Origin of the sequence: Streptomyces sp. NPDC101166, assembly GCF_044768125.1 — a bacterium.
In the GTDB taxonomy this organism is placed as follows: domain Bacteria; phylum Actinomycetota; class Actinomycetes; order Streptomycetales; family Streptomycetaceae; genus Streptomyces.
Genome location: NZ_JBIWPF010000010.1, coordinates 146,665 through 165,554 on the forward strand (window position 1 = coordinate 146,665; position 18,890 = coordinate 165,554).

An 18,890-nucleotide genomic window follows, 5' to 3' on the forward strand; every position below is an offset into this window, starting at 1 on the left:
GAAGGGGCGGCGGGGGGCGAGAATCGCCGTCAGGCGAACGCGCCCCCCTCCCCGAAGACCAGCGCGGCGAACCGCTCGCCCATCCGGCGATGGGTCGCCGCATCCGGGTGGAGCTGATCCGGCAACGGCAGCTCCTCCACGTCCCCCTCCCCGTACAGCTCCCGCCCATCGACGTGGCGCAGGAACGGATCCTCGGCCGCCCGCTCCGAGACGATGCGCTCCAGCTCCCGCCGGATCACCCGCAACGTCAGTTTCCCCCCGGCCACCTCCGCCGCCTCTCCCATCGGCACGAACGTCAACCGCCCTTCCCCCAGCCCGCCGAAGTCCGGCGCGGTGGGCCCGGGCGTCTCCTCGTGCATCGGGCACAGAATCGGCGAGACGACCAGCAGCGGCGTCCGCGGATGCCCCTCCCGCACGGTGTCCAGGAACCCGTGCACGGCGGGCCCGAAAGCCCGCAACCGCATCAGATCCAGATTGACCAGATTGATCCCGATCTTGAGGCTGATCAGATCGGCCTCCGTGTCCCGTATCGCCCGCGCGGTGAACGGATCGAGCAGCGCGCTCCCACCCAGCCCGAGGTTGACCAGCTCGACCCCGCCGAGCGACGCGGCGACCGCGGGCCAGATGCCGGTGGGTCCCGCCCCGTCGGAGCCGTGGCTGATCGAACTGCCGTGATGCAGCCACACCCTCCGCCCCGACGGACGTGCCGGCTCGACCGGCGCGTCCGTGCGCAGGGCGACGAGCTCGGTGGTCTCGTTGTGCGGCAGCCAGATCTCGACGTCCTTGTCGCCCTCGGGCAGACCCTCGAAGCGGACGGTCCCGGGCCGGCCGGCGCGGCGTTCGACGCTTCCGTCCCGCATGTCCATGGTCACCGTGTTGCCGTCGGAGATCCTGCCCCGGCCGGCGGGACGGCCGTCGGCGAGCAGTTCGTAGACGCCGTCGGGACGGGGCGGCGCGCCGATGTAGAGCCGTTTGGTGGGCAGCGCGTCGAGTTCGACGGCGGTGGCCCTGGTGCGGAACGCCAGCCGGACGCCCGACGGCTGGGACTCGGCCATGGCGAGCTGCTCGTCGGCGCACTGGGCGCGGGCCCGGGCGGGCAGCCGGTGCGGCAGCACGCCGTGCTCGGTCCGCTCGACGTCCAGGGCGCCGCGCAGCAGCGCGGCGGTGACGGGCGTGGTGATCCAGCGGTCGTGGGAGCGGTCGTCGGTGGGCATGACCTCATCCTTGTCGTTCGACGAGAAGGGGCGGGCGGCGCGCGTCTCAGGAGGGCGCGGGCCAGTTCCGCAGCAGGGCGTCGAGGGCGTCCACGATCCGCATCCAGCTCTCCTGACTGTCGGGGGCGCTGTGGTCGAAGCCGCCGCCCAGCTCCAGGCCGACGTATCCGTTGAAGACGCTGCCCAGCAGACGCACGGCGTGGGTCTGGTCCGGTTCGCTCAGGTCGTAGCCGCGCAGGATCGCCCGGGTCATCCCGGCGTGCCGGACGCCGGCGCTCGCGGCGGCCGTCTCCGCGTCGAGCCGAAGCTGGGCGGCGGCCCAGCGGCCGGGGTGTTCGCGGGCGTAGTCGCGGTACACGCCTCCCAGGGCGGCGAGCGCGTCCTTGCCGGCCCGCCCGGCCAGCGCGGCCGCGCCCCGGTCGGCCAGCTCCTCCAGGGCGACCAGGGCGATCCGCGTCCTCAGGTCCTGGGAGTTGCGCACATGCGAGTAGAGGCTCGCGACCTTGACGTCGAAGCGCCTGGCCAGCGCCGAGACGGTCACCTGGTCGAAGCCGACCTCGTCGGCCAGTTCCGCGCCCGCTCGGGCGAGGCGTTCCGGGGTCAGACCTGCACGCACCATGGAACCGATTATGCAATTGCCTAAAGGTATTAGGCAAACAAGGCGCCCCCTGTCGGAGCCTCGGCACCCCTTAGGAGTGAGCTGACGATGAGTTACGCGTCCACGCCCGGTCTACCGCACGTGGACGAGACGACACCGCCCGTACTCACCCTGCCCGGACCCATACCCCGCGCCCGGGTGCCCGAACTCTGCGACGACGTGGGCGCGATGCTGCAGCGCACCGGGGCCCGGGCCGTCGTCTGCGACGTCACGCGCCTCGGACCGCCGGGGCTCGGGACCGTCGATCTGCTGGCCCGGCTGCAACTGGCCGCCCGCAGGGCCGGCGGGCGGGTCCGGCTGCGCGATCCCGATCCCTCGCTACGCGCCCTGCTGGACCTGGTCGGGCTCCGCTTCGAGGTGGAGGGGGAGGCCGAAGAGGGGGAACCAGCGCGCGGTGTCGAGGAAGAAGTGGAATCCGGTGAGGCGGCCCTCTGACACCTCCAGCACCTGGATCGCCCACGGCGCGAACCCGCCCGCCTCCGGGTCGGGCTTGTACTGCGCGAACCCCGGCAGACCGTTGACCTCGACGGGCAGCAGCCGTGAGCCCGCGCAGGCCGCGCCGAACGTCGTCATGAAGCCCGCGATGTCGTCGTGACCGGTCAGCCACAGGTCGAACGGCGGCATCGACATCACGGCGTCCTCGTGCAACAGGGCCGTCAGCGCCGTCATGTCGTACCCCTCGAACGCGGCCACATAGCGCTCCAGGAGTTCGCGCTGCCCCTCGTCCAGAGGGTCGGAGACCGCCGCGTCCGCGCCGGAGTCCGCCCGCTCGGCGAGCGTCGCGCGGGCCCGCTGCAGGGCGCTGTTCACCGAGGCCACCGACGTGCCGAGCAACTCGGCGACCTCGCCGGCCCGCCACGCCAGCACCTCGCGCAGGATGAGCACCGCCCGCTGCTTGGGCGGCAGTTGCTGCAAAGCCGCCATGAACGCCAGCCGCACGGACTCCTTGGCCACGGCCGCCTCCGCCGGGTCCTGGACCGCCGGCAGCACCCGCGCGTCGGGCATCGGCTCCAGCCAGGTGTGGTCGGGGCTGGGTGACAGGGCCGCCTGGGCGAGCGGCGTGGACTCGGTGAGGTCCATCGGGCGGGCACGCTTGTTGCCGGCCGAGAGCATGTCCAGACAGACGTTCGTCGCGATCCGGTACAGCCACGAGCGCAGGCTGGAGCGGCCCTCGAATCTGTCGTAGCTCCGCCATGCCCGCACCAGGGTGTCCTGCACGGCGTCCTCGGCCTCGAAGGAGGAGCCGAGCATCCGGTAGCAGTAGCCGGTCAGCTCGACCCGGTGCTTCTCCAGCCTCGCGTCGAGATCGTCGACCGTCGCCATGCCCGCCGTACCGTCAGTCATCGTCGTCCACCCACCCCTGTGGCCCGTCTGTCACGCCCCAGTGCGCCCAGTACTCCGGAAGCTATCGCACGCCACTGACAACGGCCCGCCGAGCCGCGGAAACCGCAGGTGGGGGCCGTTCGTCAGAAGTCGGTCAGGGGCTGCCGACGAGCCTTTCAGCCGGCGGCGAGAAGCGTCTGGCGGCGGGCCGCCCGGGTGCCGAACACGGTGATCGTCACGACGCCCAGCACCGCGAGGACGCCCACGCCGACCGTGCCGGCCCAGCCGCCCGCGTGGAAGGCGATCGCGCCGACCGTGCTGCCCGCGCTGGAGCCGATGTAGTACGCCGACTGGTAGAGCGCCGACGCCTGGGCACGGCCCGTCGTCGCCGTCTTGCTGACCGCCGACGACGCCACCGCGTGGCCCGCGAAGAAGCCCGCCGTGATCAGCACCAGGCCCAGCAGCACCAGCGGCAGCGAGTCCGCCAGGGAGAACAGCAGGCCCGTCGCCGTGGTGCCGCCCGCCAGGTACAGCGCCCCGCGCCGGCCGAGGGTGCCGACCAGGCGGCCCGCCGTCGACGCCGACACCGTGCCCACCAGGTACACCAGGAAGATCGAGCCGACGATGCCCTGCGGGAGCGAGAACGGCGCCTCGGTGAGCCGGTAGCCGATGACCGTGTACACACCGCCGAAGACGGTCATGAACAGCGCGCCGATCGCGTACAGCCGGCACAGCAGCGGGTTCGACAGGTGGGCGCGGACCGTACGGGCCAGGACGCGCGGGCGCAGCGAGCCCGGGGCGAAGTGCCGCGGCGTCGGCAGCAGCAGCCGGAAGGCGACGGCGCAGGCCACCGCGAGCACGCCGATCGCGCCGACGGCGATCCGCCAGCCCCACTCCTGGGCGACCCAGCCGGTGATGACCCGGCCGCTCATCCCGCCGACGCTGTTGCCCGCGACGAACAGGCCGATCGCGGTGACCAGAGCACGCGGACGGACCTCCTCCGCGAGATAGGCGGTGGCCGAGGCGGGCAGTCCGGCCAGGGCCGCGCCCTGCACGCCCCGCAGCACGACCAGCCAGCCCAGCGAGGGGGCGAAGGGCACCAGCAGGCCGACGCCCACGGCGACGGCCAGCGAGGCCGTCATCACCGCGCGGCGGCCGTAGCGCTCCGACAGGGCGCTCATCGGCAGGACGAACAGCGCCAGACCGCCGGTCGCCGCCGCCACCGTCCAGCTCGCCTCGCTCGCCGCGACCCCGAACTCGCCGGAGATCAACGGCAGCAGCGCCTGCGTGGAGTACAGCAGGGCGAAGGTGGCCACACCGGCGAGGAAGAGGGCGAGGCTCATCCGGCGGTAGCCGGGGCCGCCCGGGGCCATACGGGAGTCGGAATCCGCCCGGGACACGCCGGAGACGGCGGAGGCGGAGGAGGGAACGGTCGCGACGGCGCCCACAGCGGTGGACGCCCCGGTACTGGCGGGAGACATGCTTCGAAACTACGGACGACCCCGCTCATCCGTCCAATGCATGGAATCGCCATAATCGTTCCCATGGTGCATCAGCAGAGGTCACAGAGCCGCCTGTCACCGTTCAGTGACACAACAGACATGAATGACGACATCGTCACGCTCCTCGCCCCGCGGCTCGCGTACTTCGCGGGCGTCGCGCGCACCGAGCACGTCACCCGGGCCGCGCACGAGATGCAGGTTCCGCAGTCCACCCTGTCGAGGGCCATGGTCCGCCTGGAACAGGACCTCGGCGTCGACCTGTTCGCCCGCCACGGCCGCACGGTCTCCCTCACCCCCGCCGGCCGCACCTTCCTCACCTCCGTCGAACGGGCCCTCGCCGAGATCGAGCGGGCCGCCGACGAGGTGCGGGCGGACGCCGACGCCGCCACCGGCAAGGTGGCCTTCGGGTTCCTGCACACCATGGGCGCCGAGACCGTCCCCGCCCTGATCCACGCCTTCCGCGCGGACCACCCCCGCGTCCGCTTCAGCCTCGTCCAGAACTACGGCGAGGCGATGCTCGAAGGCCTGCGGGCCGGCGAACTCGACCTCTGTCTGACCTCGCCGATCCCCGACGCCCCCGACCTGGTCGCCCGCCGGCTGGACGAGCAGAAGCTGCGCCTGGTCGTCCCCGCCGACCACCGCCTCGCCGCCCGCAGACGCGTCCGCCTCGCGGAGGCCGCCGACGAGAGCTTCGTGACGCTGGAACCCGGCTACGGACTGCGCCGCATCACCGACGCCCTCTGCCTGGAGGCCGGTTTCCGCCCGAGGGTCGCCTTCGAGGGCGAGGAGGCGGAAACCCTGAGGGGGCTGGTGGCGGCGGGCCTGGGCGTCGCCCTCCTCCCGCCCCCGGCCGTCCCCCGCCCCGGCGTGGTGGAACTGACGGTCACGGCGCCGAGAGCGGTCCGGGAGATCGGCGTCGCCTGGCTGGACGGCCACCCGGACACACCCCCGGTGGCCGCCTTCAAGAAGTTCCTGCTGTCGAGAAGGGGACACCTGCTGCCCTGACGGGGCGACCCCCTACCGCCGCAACGACTTGCCGAACCCCGCAGCCAACGGCATCCGCAGCCCCAGCGGCGGCGGAGCCATCAACGCGTCCTCGACCGGCCGGGAGAACCCCCGCCCGAACAGCACGCCCATCACGAAGTCCTCACCCAGGGAGAGCACTTCGTTCCGGTACTGATGCAGCCCGTGCCCGTCGGCGTGGACCTCGAACCGGCACACCTCCCGGTTCACCTTCTTCGCCCGGGCGGCCAGCCGGAACGACAGCTCGGGGTCGGTGCGTTCGTCGTGCGTGCCGTGCACGATCAGCACCTGCCGGCCCACCAACTGCTTCACCGGTTCGGGCGCGGCCGCCATGTCCTCCTCCGGCAGCCAAGGAGCGATCGCGAGCACCGAGTTGACGGCGTCGTGCCCGCCCGCGTGCAGGGCGGCCCGTCCGCCCATGCCGACGCCGGCCAGGCACACGGGGACGTCCCCGTAGCGCCGTACGGCCTCGTCGGCGGCCCAGGAGGCGTCGGCGACGAGCCGGGCCTCGCTGCCGTTCCAGCCGCGGTAGCGGTACTGCACCGGGTGCACCGCCAGCCCGTCGCGCCGCCCCGCGCGGGCGAGCCTGCGGCCGAGGGCGCGGACCGGCGAGGCCGCCCGGGCCGCCCAGGACAGCGCCGAGGGTCTGCGCTCGGAGACCTCCGTCCCGTCGGGGAGCAGCAGCACCACGCCGCTCACCGTCTCCGGCTCCGGTCCGATCGCCTTCCCCAGCCCGGCCGTTCGTACCGGCGTCGCTTGCTGTCCCATGGCAGAACAGTGTCAGAAGCGCGGGCGTACGCGACCTGTCCTCGCGGTCACCGTTGCATATCGGCCGGAGCGCGCACCGCGCCGTCTACGCGCGTAGGAGTTAGAGTGCGGAAATGACGAGCCAGAGCATCCAGAGGGGCGCCGCACCGAGTTCGGACCAGATCCGCCGCGCGCCCAAGGTTCTGCTGCACGACCACCTCGACGGCGGGCTGCGCCCCGGCACCGTCGTCGACCTGGCCCGCGAGGCGGCCTACGACCGTCTCCCCGAGAGCGATCCCGACAAGCTCGGCGTCTGGTTCCGGGAGGCCGCCGACTCCGGTTCCCTCGAACGGTATCTGGAGACCTTCTCGCACACCGTCGGCGTGATGCAGACCCGGGACGCGCTCGTGCGGGTCGCCCGCGAGTGCGCCGAGGACCTCGCCGAGGACGGCGTCGTCTACGCCGAGGTGCGCTACGCCCCCGAACAGCACCTCGACGGCGGACTGAGCCTGGAGGAGGTCGTCGAAGCCGTCAACGAGGGCTTCCGGCAGGGCGAACGGCTGGCCCGCGACAACGGCCGCCGCATCCGCGTGGGCGCCCTCCTCACCGCGATGCGGCACGCGGCCCGCGCTCTGGAGATCGCCGAACTCGCCAACCGCTACCGGGACTCGGGCGTCGTCGGCTTCGACATCGCCGGCGCGGAGGCCGGCTACCCGCCCACCCGGCACCTCGACGCCTTCGAGTACCTCAAGCGCGAGAACAACCACTTCACCATCCACGCCGGCGAGGCCTTCGGGCTGCCGTCCATCTGGCAGGCCCTCCAGTGGTGCGGCGCCGACCGGCTCGGGCACGGGGTGCGCATCATCGACGACATCGAGGTCGCCGAGGACGGCTCGGTGAAGCTCGGCCGGCTCGCCTCCTACGTGCGCGACAAGCGGATCCCGCTCGAACTGTGCCCCAGCTCCAACCTCCAGACCGGGGCCGCCGACTCCTACGCCGAGCACCCGATCGGACTGCTGCGCCGGCTCCACTTCCGCGCCACCGTCAACACGGACAATCGTCTGATGTCCGGCACCAGTATGAGCCAGGAATTCGAGCACCTTGTCGACGCATTCGGTTATACGCTCGACGACCTCGCATGGTTCTCCGTCAATGCTATGAAGTCAGCTTTCATTCCTTTCGATGAACGGCTGGCCATGATCAATGACGTGATCAAGCCCGGTTATGCCGAGCTGAAGTCCGAATGGCTGTTCCAGCAGACCGCTTCCACCAGCGGTTCCGTGGCCGGGGAGAGCTGAACCCCGCAATTCTGGGGCACGGAATTCGGGCGGGCCTTCACGGTCCGTCCGCATTTCGGTGTTTGCGGTGGGCGCCTTTCCGTGTTTACGGTCTTGGACCGCTCAGTTCCCCTGTCTTCGAGGACGCATTCATCATGAAGCAGTCTGCTGCCAAGACCCTCGGCGTCGCCGCCCTCGGCGCCGCCTTCGCCGCCGTCGGCGCGGGCGCCGCCAACGCCGCCCCGGCCGTCCCGGACGCCGCCCAGGCGCTGGACGGCGTCACCAAGACGCTGCCGGCGGAGAACGTCGCCCAGGCGCTGCCGGGCGCCGACGGGGTGCTGGAGCAGGCCCAGCCGTCCCTCGGCGCGGGACTGGCCGCCGTGCAGCCGGTCGCCGAGAACGTGCTCGCGCAGGGCCCCACCGCGCCCGTCGCGGGCCTCCTGGGCGGGCTGCCGGTGCAGGGTCTGCCGACCCACGGCCTCCCGGTGAACGGCATCCCCCTGGGCTGACCCGCCTCACCCGTCGCCGGGGCGCACCCGTACCCACGGGCGCGCCCCGACGGCGTTCCGCGCTCGGCGCCGTCGGCGGACCTGCGGCCTCACCAGGCCGCGCGGCTCCCGCCCTCCGCGGGCAGGAAGATCCACAGAGCGATGTAGAGCAGGAACTGCGGGCCCGGCAGTAGACAGGACAGCAGGAACAGCACGCGCATCGTCGTCGAGGAGACGCCGAACCGGCGGGCCAGCGCGGCGCACACTCCGGCGATCACGCGGTCGTTCGTGGGGCGGGCGAGGGCGGACATCTGCGGCTCCTTCGCGAGCGTCGGTCCGAGGCGGCCCTGTGCGGCCGTCCCGACTGCCTTCCACGCTAAGGAGACGAAGGGGACGAAGCGTCGCTCTACGGGGCGATCCCGACCCTGGGAATCGTCGGGGTCCTCCCCTGAGCCACCTCGTCCGCCCAGGCCGCCCGCCGCTGCCGGCGCTCACTGCGGCGCCGCAGCCGGCCACGGGCCGCCGGCACCACCGCCACGTGCGCCAGCGCCACGCCCGTCGTGTTCAACAGCAGCGAGTCGACGTCCACGACGCGACCGGGCACCCCGGTCTGCAACAGCTCGACGGCCAGCGACATCAGGGCGCCCGCAGCGACCGTACGGACGAAGGAGGCGAGCGGGGAGACCCGCAGCCGGCCGTGGGCCAGCGGCAGCAGCACGCCCACCGGGGCGAACAGCGCGAGTCCCTCGCATATGCGCCGCGCCGCCTGCGGCCAGCCCAGCCGCAGATCGGCGCGGATGCCGGCGAAGGGATGCAGATTGGTGGGCATCACCCACGGGACGTCGAGCGGGCGCAGCGTGCACCAGGCGACGAACAGAAGGTGTGCGGCCAGGAGGACGATCCCGGTCGCACGGATGCGGATCACGGCGCTGCCGCCGATGGAGCCTTGACGCTGCACGAACCCCTAGACGCGCCCCCCGGCACGATCGGTTCCGGCCCGGGACAGGTGTGCCCCCTGTCACTCCCCGGGCGACCCTTAAGGGCTTCCCGAAGGGTCCTGAGGGTCCTCAGGCGATGGCCGTGGACGGCGGCTTCTTGGCGCCCGGCCGTGAACGCACCTCGTCCGTGCACGCGTACCGGCGCGGCCGCTCCGCGTCCGGACCGCCCAGCACCACCGAGCCGTCCCCCTCGGCCGCCGCCGAGTCGGAGAACGTGCACACCAGTTGGGCGAGGGCGTACGAGGTCAGGTCGCCGGGGGAGACGCTCAGCCGCAGCGCGTCGTCGGGATCCCCGGGGCGCGGCCCCGCCACCTTGACGCCGCCGTTCACGTCCGTCGTGTAGCCGGCCTCCTTCTCGGCCGCCGACGGCGACCCGGCCAGCTCGTTCAGCAGGCCCTGGGCGACCAGGACGCGCCGCGCGGAGTCCACGGCGCCGTCCGGCACCGGCAGGCTCCGGTCCACGGCGACCAGCGACGAGCCGCACAGCAGGAACACCCGCACCGGTACGCCCCGTGAGCTCTGCGCCGCAGCGTCCGGCCCGGCGAGGGAGCAGCGCACCCAGGAGGGCGCGGGGCCGAAGTCGGTCGGCACCTCGGTCGCCCGGATCCCGCAGCCGGCGAGCAGCACAGCCGAGAGCCCCGCGAGCAGCGGCAGGGCGAGCCGACGGCGAGCGTTCCCTCGTACGTTCATCAGGCGTCCCCCCGCATGTCCCGCTGCGCCTCCGTGCGCACGTCGCTCCGTATGTCGCCCGGCACGTCCTTCTGCCGGTCCTCGCCGTCCGCGTCCGTCCCCTCCGGTTCCGAGACGCCCCGCGGCAGTCGCAGCGTGAACACCGCGCCTCCGTCGGGGGAGTTGGCGGCCGTGATCCCGCCGCCGTGGATATGGGCGTTCTCCAGGGCGATGGACAGCCCCAGACCGCTGCCCTCGGAGCGCGGGCGGGAGGCGCTCGCCTTGTAGAACCGGTCGAACACGTGCGGCAGGACGTCCTCGGGGATGCCGGGGCCGTGGTCGCGCACCGCGATGACCATCTCGTCGTCCGCCGCCGTCACCGACACCCGCACCGGCGAACCGCCGTGCTTGAGCGCGTTGCCGATGAGGTTGGCCAGGATCACGTCCAGGCGGCGCGGATCGATCCGCGCGTGGAGGCCCCGTTCGGCGTCCAGCTCGACCGCGTCCAGCCAGGCCCGCGCGTCGATGCAGTGCGTGATCTGGTCGGCGACGTCCACGTCGTCCAGCACGAGCCGCGCCGTGCCGGCGTCGAAGCGGGTCACCTCCATCAGGTTCTCCACCAGGTCGTTGAGCCGCCGCGTCTCGGACACCACGAGCCGCACCGCCGGCTCGATCATCGGGTCGATGCCGCCGGACTCGGCGTCCAGCTCCTCCTCCAGCACCTCCGTGACGGCGGTGATCGCGGTGAGCGGCGTGCGCAGCTCATGACTCATGTCCGCCACGAAGCGGCGCGAGGCCTCGTCCCGGGCGGCCATGTCGGCGACCCGTTTCTCCAGCGCCTCCGCCGTCCGGTTGAACGTCCGCGACAGATCGGCCAGTTCGTCCGTCCCGGAGACCCGCAGCCGGGTGTCGAGCTGCCCCTCGCCGAGCCGGCGCGCGGCGACCCCCAGCCGGTGCACCGGCTTCAGCACGGTCGTCGCGGCAGCCTGCGCCAGCAGCGCGGCGCCGACCAGCGCCAGCCCGGTGGCGATCCCGAGCGACCACGCCAGCGAGTTGAGGTCCTTGGCCTCCGGTTCGAGGGACTTGCGCATGTAGCCGGTCGGCCCCCCGCCGAGCACCCTCGTCCCCGCCACCAGATACGGCGTCCCGTGGTCGACGACCCGCTGCCAGTACAGGTGGTACGGCGACTTGTTGCCCGCGCCGGTGTCCTGCTTGCGGTTCACCGCGGCGCGCAGCGACTCGGGCACGTCCTGGAGCGAGAAGCCGTTCAGGCCCCCGGAGCTGCCGTACACCGCAGCGCCGCCCGCGTCCTCGGCGACGAGCAGCACGCTGAAGCGCTGGCTGCTGTTGGCCATCTGCCCGGCCGTGTGCTGCAGTTCGTCCTGCGAGGGATCGGCGGGCAGCGCGCCCGCCCGGTTCTGCATCTCCTGCTCGAAGTCCCGCAGCACCGCGCCCTGCGTACGCGTCAGCACCGCCTCGCGGTTGAGCCAGTACGCGATGCCGGACGCGGACACGGCGGCGGTCAGCGCCACCAGCCCGAAGACCACCACCAGCCGCAGCCGCAGGCTCGTGAAACGCAGCCGTGCGATGTGTCCCTTGCGCGCCGCGGACCAGCCGCGGATCCCCCCTTGCCGTCGGATCACTGAGGGTTGTCCAGGCGGTAGCCGACTCCGCGCACGGTACGGATCAAGGTCGGGGAGGACGGCACGTCCTCGACCTTGGCGCGCAGCCGCTGGACGCAGGCGTCCACCAGCCGGGAGTCGCCGAGGTAGTCGTGCTCCCACACCAGCCGCAGCAACTGCTGCCTCGACAGCGCCTGACCGGGCCGCCGGCTCAGCTCGAGGAGCAGCCGCAGTTCAGTGGGGGTCAGCTGGAGGTCCTCGCCGTTCTTCGTCACCGTCATCGCCGCGCGGTCGATGACGAGGCTGCCGAAGGCCGCCGAGTCGTTCGACTCCCGTTCCCCGCGGCGCAGCACGGCCCGGATGCGGGCGTCGAGCACCCGCCCCTGGACAGGCTTGACCACGTAGTCGTCGGCGCCGGACTCCAGCCCGACCACCACGTCGATGTCGTCGCTGCGCGCGGTCAGCAGGATGATCGGCAGCTGGTCGGTGCGCCGGATGCGCCGGCACACCTCGAAACCGTCGATGCCGGGCAGCATGACGTCCAGCACGATCAGATCCGGCCGCTGCTCGCGCAGCAGCTTCAGACCGTCCTCACCGCTCGCAGCGGTCGCCACCCGGTGTCCCTGGCGCGTCAGTGAGAGCTCCAGGGCCGTACGGATGGCGTCGTCGTCCTCGATCAGCAACAGGGAAGGCACGGGCTCATTCTGGCCCATGGCGGCCCGTCGTTCGACCTGTGGGGCATGACGGTTGCAGCACCGCCTCGTGTGAACGATCTGTGGTGTCGCCGTGAGCGACCCCTGTGACAGGTCTGTGACAGTCGGCGGACACGGCGATGAAGTGACCCCGGCAAGCTTTTCGGCACAGGCAAGGAAGCAGGACCGGAAGCGAGCCGGAAGGCGAGAGACCGGGAGCGGAACGCCGACGGCGAGCCGCACGGAACAAGAGACCGAAACACCGGAAGTCCACGACGGGGGGCGCGAGATGAACACGCTGCACGGGCTGAGCAACAGCGCAGTGGTCACGCGTCTGCACGACGTGCACCGGGTTTCCGAGAAGTCCGGTGTTACGAGCGGACGGGGGTGCGCTCGCAACACCGGACGTCAGCACACGACCTTCATGTCCGTGGTCGACGGGCGCTCGGGGGAGAGCGCCAGGGCGGCCGACGGGGGAGTCGCGTACGGGGAGGAGCAGGGGGAGCGCCGCTCCCTGACGGAGGCAGCGGACGCCGAAGCGGCGTTCACCGCCTACGTACAGGAGCGCCGCGCCTCCCTGTACGCGACCGCGTTCCACCTCACCGGGGACCGGTTCGAGGCCGAGGACCTGCTGCAGAGCGCGCTGTTCTCGACCTACCGGGCCTGGGACCGGATCAGCGACAAGGCCGCGGTCGGCGGCTACCTCCGCCGGACCATGACCAACCTGCACATCAGCGCGTGGCGCCGCCGCAAGCTGAACGAGTACCCGACCGAGGAGCTGCCGGAGACGGCCGGCGACACGGACGCGATGCGCGGCACCGAACTGCGCGCCGTCCTGTGGCAGGCGCTGGCCCGGCTGCCCGAACTCCAGCGCACGATGCTGGTCCTTCGCTACTACGAGGGCCGCACCGACCCGGAGATCGCGGAGATCCTCGACATCAGTGTCGGCACGGTGAAGTCCAGCATCTGGCGGTCGCTCCGCCGGCTGCGCGAGGACGAGGTCCTCAGCTTCGGCCGTGACGAGGAGGACGCCTTCGGCGAGCTCGTCGCCTGAGGTGAACGGGGGAGCCGGCTCCGTTCAGGGAAGCCGGTGTACGGGGGAACACGGGGGAGCGGTACCGGGGGGCCCGACGGGGGAAGCTCGGGGAGCGGTACCGCACCACGCCGCCGGGCGCCTGCGGGGGGACACGCAGGCGCAAGAAAGCGGGGGAAGCACGGGGGAGCACGAAGAAGCGGGGCTGGAGGGCCGGGGGGTCCGTCCAGCCCCGCTTTCGTGCTGTCCCGAGCGCCCGCAGGCCGTCCGTACGCCCGGCGAGACGCCCCGCGGGCCGCCGTACGCCCGCTACGCGGCCGTACGCGTCGTCGGCGCGCGCCGGCCCGCCGCCGCGGAGGCCAGGCGGCCCATGGCCTCGTCACGGTCGCAGGCGTACGCGCCGAGCGCCGACTGCCGGGCCACGATGGAGCGTTCGGTCCGCATCAGGCGCCAGCCACGCCGCAGCAGGAAGGGAACCGATTTGCGGCCCTCCTTCAAGTCCCGCAGGAAGCGCCGCCGGAACGTCGTCACCGCACCGCGGCTCAGGCACAACGCGTCGGCCAGGACGCCCAGTTCACGGCAGCGGCCGATGATCTCGGCGGCGAAGATGCCCTCGGCGATGAACAGCGGGGTCCGCCCGATGTCGACCGACTCCACGCCGGTGCGGGCGCTCAGGGAGATGTCGTAGACGGGTACGCCGGTACGGCCCGTGCGGCACAGTTCGGTGATCGCGGCGATCGCGGTGTCCGCGTCCCAGGAGCCGGGATGGTCCCAGTCGATGTCGGAGCTCCCCGCCACCAGCGGCAGGGTCGGGTCGTCGCCCTCCTTGTAGAAGTCGTCGAGCCGCAGCACCGGAAGGCCGGAGCGGGCCGCGAGAAGGGACTTGCCGGAGCCGGAGGGGCCGCAGAGCAGCACGACGCGCGCGGGTATGGGCGGATGGGAACTCACGGGACACCAGTGTGAGGCATCGACCGGCCCCGTCACGACCCCGCGGGTCGGCTTTGCAGCGCGCGTCACACCCCAACTACCCTTCGTGTCGACCCGATCACCGAACGCACCAGAAAGTGGGCGCCGCGATGGCCCGACACGCTTCCCCCAAGAACCCCGCCGGCCGGCGCGCCCTGGTCGCCCTCGCTACGGCGGGGGCGGCGCTGGGCGTGGGCGCGGGGACCGCCGCCGCCGACACCGCGCCGGGCCTGGACCTGGGGCAGACCCGCCCCACCTCCCTGGGCGAGGTCGACCCGCAGGCGGCCCTGGCGACCCTGACCGGCACGGTCGGCTACGCCACCGGCCCCGTCGCGGACCTCAAGCCCAACCCCCTCGCCGGTACCGGGGTGGACCCCCTCGACAACGGCGTGGGCACCCAGCTCGCCGACTTCCAGCCCCTGAAGTCCCAGATGCTGACGGGCCAGGTGGCCCAGGCGGAGTCGTTCCGCAGCATGCCGGTGGTCGGCCAGGCGGCGGGCCTGCTGGGAGCCTGACCGCTTCCCGTGGGGCCCACCTCCCGAACGAACAGGCCGGGTCCCTCCGTCCGGAGAGACCCGGCCTGCGCTGCACGACGTGCGGCCCGGTGTCAGTACGACGAGCCCGACGCGCCCAGCGATCCCGTCGGGTGCCAGACCGTCTTGGTCTCCAGGAACGCCGTCATGCGGTCGATGCCCGGGGTGGCGGACCAGTCGTCCACAGGCTGTGGACGCAGGACGCGCTTCAGGTTGTCCGCGGCGGCGATCTCCAGTTCCTTCGCCAGCGCCTCGTCCGCGCCCGCGAGGTCGATCGCGTTGACGTCCTGGTGGGCGGCGAGGGGCGCCGCGAGCTCCGCCGTACGGCCGGAGAGGACGTTGACGACTCCGCCGGGGACGTCGGAGGTGGCCAGGACCTCACCGAGGGAGAGGGCGGGCAGCGGGGCCTTCTCGGAGGCGATCACGACCGCCGTGCTGCCCGTCGCGATCACCGGGGCCAGCACGCTCACCAGGCCCAGGAACGACGACTCCTGCGGGGCCAGGACGGCCACCACGCCCGTCGGCTCGGGGGAGGACAGGTTGAAGTACGGCCCCGCGACCGGGTTGCCGCCGCCCAGCACCTGGGCGATCTTGTCGGTCCAGCCCGCGTACCAGACCCAGCGGTCGATCGTCGCCTCGACCTGCTCGGCGGCCTTCGACTTCGACAGGCCCTCCGCGTCGGCGACCTCGTGCGCGAACTGGTTCTTCCGGCCCTCGAGCATCTCGGCGACCCGGTACAGGACCTGGCCCCGGTTGTACGCCGTCGCGCCCGCCCAGCCGCCGAACGCCTTGCGGGCGGCGACGACCGCGTCCCGGGCGTCCTTGCGGGAGGACAGGGGCGCGTTCGCCAGCCACTTCCCCTTCGAGTCGCTCACCTCGTACACCCGGCCGCTCTCGGAACGCGGGAACTTCCCGCCGACGTACAGCTTGTAGGTCTTGAAGACGCTGAGACGCTGCTGCTCGGACTTATCGACTGTGCTCATTTATCGCTCGCCCTCCGGGCTCGACGGGGCGAGGTACGCCTCCAGGCCGTGTCGGCCGCCCTCGCGGCCGAAGCCCGACTCCTTGTAGCCGCCGAACGGCGAGGTGGGGTCGAACTTGTTGAACGTGTTGGACCAGACGACGCCGGCCCGCAGCTTGCTCGCCACCGCGAGGATGCGCGAGCCCTTCTCCGTCCAGATGCCCGCCGACAGGCCGTACGGCGTGTTGTTCGCCTTGGCGACGGCCTCGTCCGGGGTGCGGAAGGTGAGGACCGACAGGACCGGGCCGAAGATCTCGTCGCGGGCGACGGTGTGCGCCTGGGTGACGTTGGTGAACAGCGTCGGGGCGAACCAGAAGCCGGACGTGGGCAGCTCACAGGCCGGCGACCAGCGCTCGGCGCCCTCGGCCTCGCCCTGGTCGGCGAGCGCGGTGATCCGGGCCAGCTGCTCGGCGGAGTTGATCGCGCCGATGTCGGTGTTCTTGTCCAGCGGGTCGCCGAGGCGCAGGGTGGACAGCCGCCGCTTCAGCGACTCCAGCAGCTCGTCGTGGATCGACTCCTGGACGAGCAGTCGCGAGCCCGCGCAGCAGACCTGGCCCTGGTTGAAGAAGATGCCGCCGACGATGCCCTCGACGGCCTGGTCGATCGGCGCGTCGTCGAAGACGATGTTGGCGCCCTTGCCGCCCAGTTCCAGCGTGAGCTTCTTGTGGCTGCCGGCGACCGTGCGGGCGATCTCCTTGCCGACGGCGGTGGAGCCGGTGAAGGCGACCTTGTTCACGTCCGGGTGGGCGACGAGCGCGGCGCCCGCGTCGCCGTAGCCGGGCAGGATGTTGACGACGCCCCTGGGCAGGCCCGCCTGGCGGCAGATGTCCGCGAAGAACAGCGCCGACAGGGGGGTGGTCTCGGCCGGCTTGAGGACGACCGTGTTGCCGGTGGCGAGCGCCGGAGCGATCTTCCAGGCCAGCATCAGCAGCGGGAAGTTCCAGGGGATCACCTGGCCGGCGACGCCCAGCGGACGGGGCGAGGGCCCGAAGCCGGCGTGGTCGAGCTTGTCGGCCCAGCCGGCGTAGTAGAAGAAGTGCGCGGCGACGAGCGGCAGGTCCGCGTCGCGGGTCTCCTTGATCGGCTTGCCGTTGTCCAGCGTCTCCAGGACGGCGAGCTCACGGCTGCGCTCCTGGATGATGCGGGCGATGCGGAACAGGTACTTCGCGCGCTCGGAGCCCGGAAGCGCCGACCACTTCCCGAACGCCTTGCGGGCGGCCCGTACGGCCCGGTCCACGTCCTCGGCGCCGGCCTGGGCCACCTCGGAGAGGACTTCCTCGGTGGACGGGGAGACCGTCTTGAAGACCTTGCCGTCCGCCGCGTCGGCGAACTCGCCGTCGATGAAGAGGCCGTAGGACGGCGCGATGTCGACGACCGAGCGGGACTCGGGAGCCGGGGCGTACTCGAATGCGGATGCCATGGTGATCAGTCCACCGTCACGTAGTCGGGGCCGGAGTAGCGGCCGGTGGCCAGCTTCTGACGCTGCATCAGCAGGTCGTTCAGCAGCGAGGAGGCGCCGAAGCGGAACCAGTGGTTGTCCAGCCAGTCCTCGCCCACGGTCTCGTTGACCAGGACGAGGAACTTGACCGCGTCCTTGGTGGTGCGGATGCCGCCGGCCGGCTTCACACCGACCTGGACGCCGGTCTGGGCGCGGAAGTCGCGGACGGCCTCCAGCATGAGGAGGGTGTTCGCGGGCGTCGCGTTGACGGCCACCTTGCCGGTGGACGTCTTGATGAAGTCGGCGCCCGCGAGCATGCCGATCCAGCTGGCGCGGCGGATGTTGTCGTAGGTCGACAGCTCGCCCGTCTCGAAGATGACCTTGAGCCGGGCGGAGTCGCCGCAGGCCTCCTTGACGGCGACGATCTCGTCGTACACCTTGCCGAACCGGCCCGCGAGGAACGCCCCGCGGTCGATGACCATGTCGATCTCGTCCGCGCCCGCGGCGACGGCGTCACGGACGTCGGCAAGCTTCACGTCGAGCGCGGCGCGGCCGGCCGGGAAGGCGGTGGCGACGGAGGCCACCTTCACGCCGGAGCCGGCGACGGCGGCCTTGGCGGCGGCCACCATGTCCGGATACACGCAGACCGCGGCCGTGGCGGGCGTGGTGCGGTCGGTGGGGTCGGGGTGGACCGCCTTCGCGCCGAGCGCCCGGACCTTGCCCGGGGTGTCCGCGCCTTCCAGCGTCGTCAGGTCGACCATGGAAATGGCCAGGTCGATGGCGTACGCCTTCGCGGTCGTCTTGATGGATCGGGTGCCGAGGGATGCGGCGCGCGCCTCCAGGCCGACCGTGTCGACGCCGGGCAGCCCGTGGAGGAAGCGGCGCAGCGAGCTGTCGGACGTCGTGACGTCCGCGAGTGCGTGAGCTGCGGTGGGTGCATTGGTGGGCATGGTCACCAGACGAGCATATCTACGCGCGTAGCGGGTGTACACCCCGGCGGCGGATCGGGGGCGGTTCCGGAGTGGCGTCCAGTGGGCACGCCGGTGGGCCGGCGCTGCGGCGGCCTCCCGCCGGGAACCGGCGGGGAATGGTGAATACGGGGTGAGCGGCGCCAGAGGCGAGGTCATCGCCGGAGTGACGAACACCGGCGGATATCTGAATTGCCGCGCCTTGACCGGGGAATTGTCCACACCGTCCGGCAGGAGCCGTTTTGTGGACTTTCGCGGGGTGGATGACCAACCGCCCAGCCGGCGCCAAGGAAATGACGCCGGCTGGGGGATCCATTCCTCTCGGGGGGTGCCCATCGCGACGTCGAGCTCGATGCTGGGCTGCCCTACGCGCAAGGCAGACAGCGGCCGGGCCGGACACCGCGCCCCCCGGAGAGGTTGGGCTGCCCACCGGTTGGATACCTCCAGTGACGCAGAATGCGGAATATGCCGCAAGGGATATGAACTCCCGTCACCCGATCGGAGGGGCGTATTCAGGAGCGCATTCCAGGGGAGGGTGGTTCGCTATTCCATTACTGAAAATATTGTCCGGTGTATGCGTCATCGATCGCTAATGGAGAAGGCCGTCCTGCCGGCCTTGATCCCTGCGGGAAGGATCGATTTTGCAGCAGAGGAATCCGGTCGGTGGTCCGTCGGCCGCCGTGACGGGACCCACGCACGCGTGCGGGCCGGGCGGCGA

General features: G+C 72.0%; 20 protein-coding genes. 6 read left to right on the top strand and 14 right to left on the bottom strand.

What is annotated here, in order from left to right:
- Positions 1-29: 29 nt before the first annotated feature.
- Positions 30-1,214: an SGNH/GDSL hydrolase family protein gene (locus ACIRS4_RS19355; protein WP_404197122.1), complete on the bottom strand. Its 1,185-nt coding sequence runs from the start codon at positions 1,212-1,214 to the stop codon at positions 30-32.
- 46 nt (positions 1,215-1,260) lie between these two features.
- Entirely contained in the window at positions 1,261-1,833 is a 573-nt protein-coding gene (locus ACIRS4_RS19360; protein ID WP_404197124.1) for a TetR/AcrR family transcriptional regulator, read from the bottom strand.
- 87 nt (positions 1,834-1,920) lie between these two features.
- On the opposite strand from ACIRS4_RS19360, the gene ACIRS4_RS19365 reads away from it, so the two are divergent.
- A complete protein-coding gene (locus ACIRS4_RS19365; RefSeq protein ID WP_404197127.1) occupies positions 1,921-2,307 on the top strand; it encodes an STAS domain-containing protein in 387 nt (128 codons plus the stop codon).
- Here the strand turns inward: ACIRS4_RS19365 and ACIRS4_RS19370 are convergent.
- Both ACIRS4_RS19370 and ACIRS4_RS19375 read right to left on the bottom strand, forming a co-directional pair.
- Positions 2,191-3,216 carry a sigma-70 family RNA polymerase sigma factor gene (locus tag ACIRS4_RS19370; protein WP_404197130.1) on the bottom strand — a complete coding sequence of 342 codons (1,026 nt, stop codon included), beginning with the start codon at positions 3,214-3,216 and terminating at the stop codon, positions 2,191-2,193. The genes ACIRS4_RS19365 and ACIRS4_RS19370 overlap by 117 nt on opposite strands.
- Positions 3,217-3,371: 155 nt before the next feature.
- Positions 3,372-4,676 (bottom strand): MFS transporter, encoded by a 1,305-nt coding sequence (locus ACIRS4_RS19375; RefSeq protein ID WP_404197133.1) that lies wholly within the window; start codon positions 4,674-4,676, stop codon positions 3,372-3,374.
- 63 nt (positions 4,677-4,739) lie between these two features.
- On the opposite strand from ACIRS4_RS19375, the gene ACIRS4_RS19380 reads away from it, so the two are divergent.
- Positions 4,740-5,702 (top strand): LysR substrate-binding domain-containing protein, encoded by a 963-nt coding sequence (locus ACIRS4_RS19380; protein ID WP_404197135.1) that lies wholly within the window; start codon positions 4,740-4,742, stop codon positions 5,700-5,702.
- Between the two features lie 12 nt (positions 5,703-5,714).
- Here ACIRS4_RS19380 and ACIRS4_RS19385 read toward each other — a convergent pair whose 3' ends face one another.
- On the bottom strand, positions 5,715-6,488 hold the full coding sequence (locus tag ACIRS4_RS19385; RefSeq protein ID WP_404197138.1) for an alpha/beta hydrolase: 774 nt from the start codon (positions 6,486-6,488) through the stop codon (positions 5,715-5,717).
- A gap of 113 nt (positions 6,489-6,601) precedes the next feature.
- On the opposite strand from ACIRS4_RS19385, the gene ACIRS4_RS19390 reads away from it, so the two are divergent.
- Both ACIRS4_RS19390 and ACIRS4_RS19395 read left to right on the top strand, forming a co-directional pair.
- Entirely contained in the window at positions 6,602-7,765 is a 1,164-nt protein-coding gene (locus tag ACIRS4_RS19390) for an adenosine deaminase (protein ID WP_404197141.1), read from the top strand.
- Between the two features lie 134 nt (positions 7,766-7,899).
- A complete protein-coding gene (locus tag ACIRS4_RS19395; RefSeq protein ID WP_404197143.1) occupies positions 7,900-8,253 on the top strand; it encodes an ATP-binding protein in 354 nt (117 codons plus the stop codon).
- Positions 8,254-8,342: 89 nt separating this feature from the next.
- Here the strand turns inward: ACIRS4_RS19395 and ACIRS4_RS19400 are convergent, their stop codons facing one another.
- From ACIRS4_RS19400 to afsQ1, 5 genes are all read right to left on the bottom strand, one after another.
- Positions 8,343-8,543, bottom strand: coding sequence for a PspC domain-containing protein (locus tag ACIRS4_RS19400; protein WP_404197146.1), 201 nt, complete (start codon positions 8,541-8,543; stop codon positions 8,343-8,345).
- 95 nt (positions 8,544-8,638) lie between these two features.
- Complete coding sequence (locus tag ACIRS4_RS19405) at positions 8,639-9,190, bottom strand: VanZ family protein (protein WP_404197149.1); 552 nt, start codon at positions 9,188-9,190, stop codon at positions 8,639-8,641.
- 109 nt (positions 9,191-9,299) lie between these two features.
- The gene (locus ACIRS4_RS19410; RefSeq protein ID WP_404197152.1) at positions 9,300-9,920 is read right to left on the bottom strand and encodes a hypothetical protein; all 621 of its coding nucleotides are present in this window, start codon (positions 9,918-9,920) and stop codon (positions 9,300-9,302) included.
- Positions 9,920-11,542, bottom strand: a complete 1,623-nt coding sequence (locus ACIRS4_RS19415; RefSeq protein ID WP_404197155.1) for an ATP-binding protein — start codon at positions 11,540-11,542, stop codon at positions 9,920-9,922. Before ACIRS4_RS19415 ends, ACIRS4_RS19410 begins: the two co-directional genes overlap by 1 nt.
- Complete coding sequence (gene afsQ1, locus ACIRS4_RS19420) at positions 11,539-12,216, bottom strand: two-component system response regulator AfsQ1 (RefSeq protein ID WP_207228799.1); 678 nt, start codon at positions 12,214-12,216, stop codon at positions 11,539-11,541. Before afsQ1 ends, ACIRS4_RS19415 begins: the two co-directional genes overlap by 4 nt.
- Positions 12,217-12,502: 286 nt before the next feature.
- Between afsQ1 and ACIRS4_RS19425 the strand changes: the two genes are divergently transcribed.
- Entirely contained in the window at positions 12,503-13,267 is a 765-nt protein-coding gene (locus tag ACIRS4_RS19425; RefSeq protein ID WP_358795693.1) for a SigE family RNA polymerase sigma factor, read from the top strand.
- Positions 13,268-13,555: 288 nt separating this feature from the next.
- Here ACIRS4_RS19425 and ACIRS4_RS19430 read toward each other — a convergent pair whose 3' ends face one another.
- Positions 13,556-14,263: a uridine kinase gene (locus tag ACIRS4_RS19430; protein WP_404197158.1), complete on the bottom strand. Its 708-nt coding sequence runs from the start codon at positions 14,261-14,263 to the stop codon at positions 13,556-13,558.
- Between the two features lie 59 nt (positions 14,264-14,322).
- Between ACIRS4_RS19430 and ACIRS4_RS19435 the strand changes: the two genes are divergently transcribed.
- Positions 14,323-14,727, top strand: a complete 405-nt coding sequence (locus tag ACIRS4_RS19435; RefSeq protein WP_404197161.1) for a hypothetical protein — start codon at positions 14,323-14,325, stop codon at positions 14,725-14,727.
- 92 nt (positions 14,728-14,819) lie between these two features.
- Here the strand turns inward: ACIRS4_RS19435 and ACIRS4_RS19440 are convergent, their stop codons facing one another.
- From ACIRS4_RS19440 to deoC, 3 genes are read right to left on the bottom strand one after another with little or no spacing between them, the layout of a single operon-like run.
- Positions 14,820-15,728, bottom strand: coding sequence for an aldehyde dehydrogenase family protein (locus ACIRS4_RS19440; RefSeq protein ID WP_404197164.1), 909 nt, complete (start codon positions 15,726-15,728; stop codon positions 14,820-14,822).
- The gene (locus ACIRS4_RS19445; RefSeq protein WP_404197167.1) at positions 15,729-17,186 is read right to left on the bottom strand and encodes an aldehyde dehydrogenase family protein; all 1,458 of its coding nucleotides are present in this window, start codon (positions 17,184-17,186) and stop codon (positions 15,729-15,731) included.
- 5 nt (positions 17,187-17,191) lie between these two features.
- The gene (gene deoC, locus ACIRS4_RS19450) at positions 17,192-18,154 is read right to left on the bottom strand and encodes a deoxyribose-phosphate aldolase (RefSeq protein ID WP_404197170.1); all 963 of its coding nucleotides are present in this window, start codon (positions 18,152-18,154) and stop codon (positions 17,192-17,194) included.
- Between the last annotated feature and the right edge of the window lie 736 nt (positions 18,155-18,890).

Coding starts and splice junctions, on each gene's coding strand:
- ACIRS4_RS19385 (WP_404197138.1), bottom strand. CDS start 6,488: ATGGGACAGCAAGCGACGCCGGTACGAACGGCCGGGCTGGGGAAGGCG.
- ACIRS4_RS19365 (WP_404197127.1), top strand. CDS start 1,921: ATGAGTTACGCGTCCACGCCCGGTCTACCGCACGTGGACGAGACGACA.
- ACIRS4_RS19390 (WP_404197141.1), top strand. CDS start 6,602: ATGACGAGCCAGAGCATCCAGAGGGGCGCCGCACCGAGTTCGGACCAG.
- ACIRS4_RS19355 (WP_404197122.1), bottom strand. CDS start 1,214: ATGCCCACCGACGACCGCTCCCACGACCGCTGGATCACCACGCCCGTC.
- ACIRS4_RS19375 (WP_404197133.1), bottom strand. CDS start 4,676: ATGTCTCCCGCCAGTACCGGGGCGTCCACCGCTGTGGGCGCCGTCGCG.
- ACIRS4_RS19380 (WP_404197135.1), top strand. CDS start 4,740: ATGGTGCATCAGCAGAGGTCACAGAGCCGCCTGTCACCGTTCAGTGAC.
- ACIRS4_RS19440 (WP_404197164.1), bottom strand. CDS start 15,728: ATGAGCACAGTCGATAAGTCCGAGCAGCAGCGTCTCAGCGTCTTCAAG.
- ACIRS4_RS19360 (WP_404197124.1), bottom strand. CDS start 1,833: ATGGTGCGTGCAGGTCTGACCCCGGAACGCCTCGCCCGAGCGGGCGCG.
- ACIRS4_RS19425 (WP_358795693.1), top strand. CDS start 12,503: ATGAACACGCTGCACGGGCTGAGCAACAGCGCAGTGGTCACGCGTCTG.
- ACIRS4_RS19400 (WP_404197146.1), bottom strand. CDS start 8,543: ATGTCCGCCCTCGCCCGCCCCACGAACGACCGCGTGATCGCCGGAGTG.
- deoC (WP_404197170.1), bottom strand. CDS start 18,154: ATGCCCACCAATGCACCCACCGCAGCTCACGCACTCGCGGACGTCACG.
- ACIRS4_RS19395 (WP_404197143.1), top strand. CDS start 7,900: ATGAAGCAGTCTGCTGCCAAGACCCTCGGCGTCGCCGCCCTCGGCGCC.
- ACIRS4_RS19445 (WP_404197167.1), bottom strand. CDS start 17,186: ATGGCATCCGCATTCGAGTACGCCCCGGCTCCCGAGTCCCGCTCGGTC.
- ACIRS4_RS19410 (WP_404197152.1), bottom strand. CDS start 9,920: ATGAACGTACGAGGGAACGCTCGCCGTCGGCTCGCCCTGCCGCTGCTC.
- ACIRS4_RS19435 (WP_404197161.1), top strand. CDS start 14,323: ATGGCCCGACACGCTTCCCCCAAGAACCCCGCCGGCCGGCGCGCCCTG.
- ACIRS4_RS19370 (WP_404197130.1), bottom strand. CDS start 3,216: ATGACTGACGGTACGGCGGGCATGGCGACGGTCGACGATCTCGACGCG.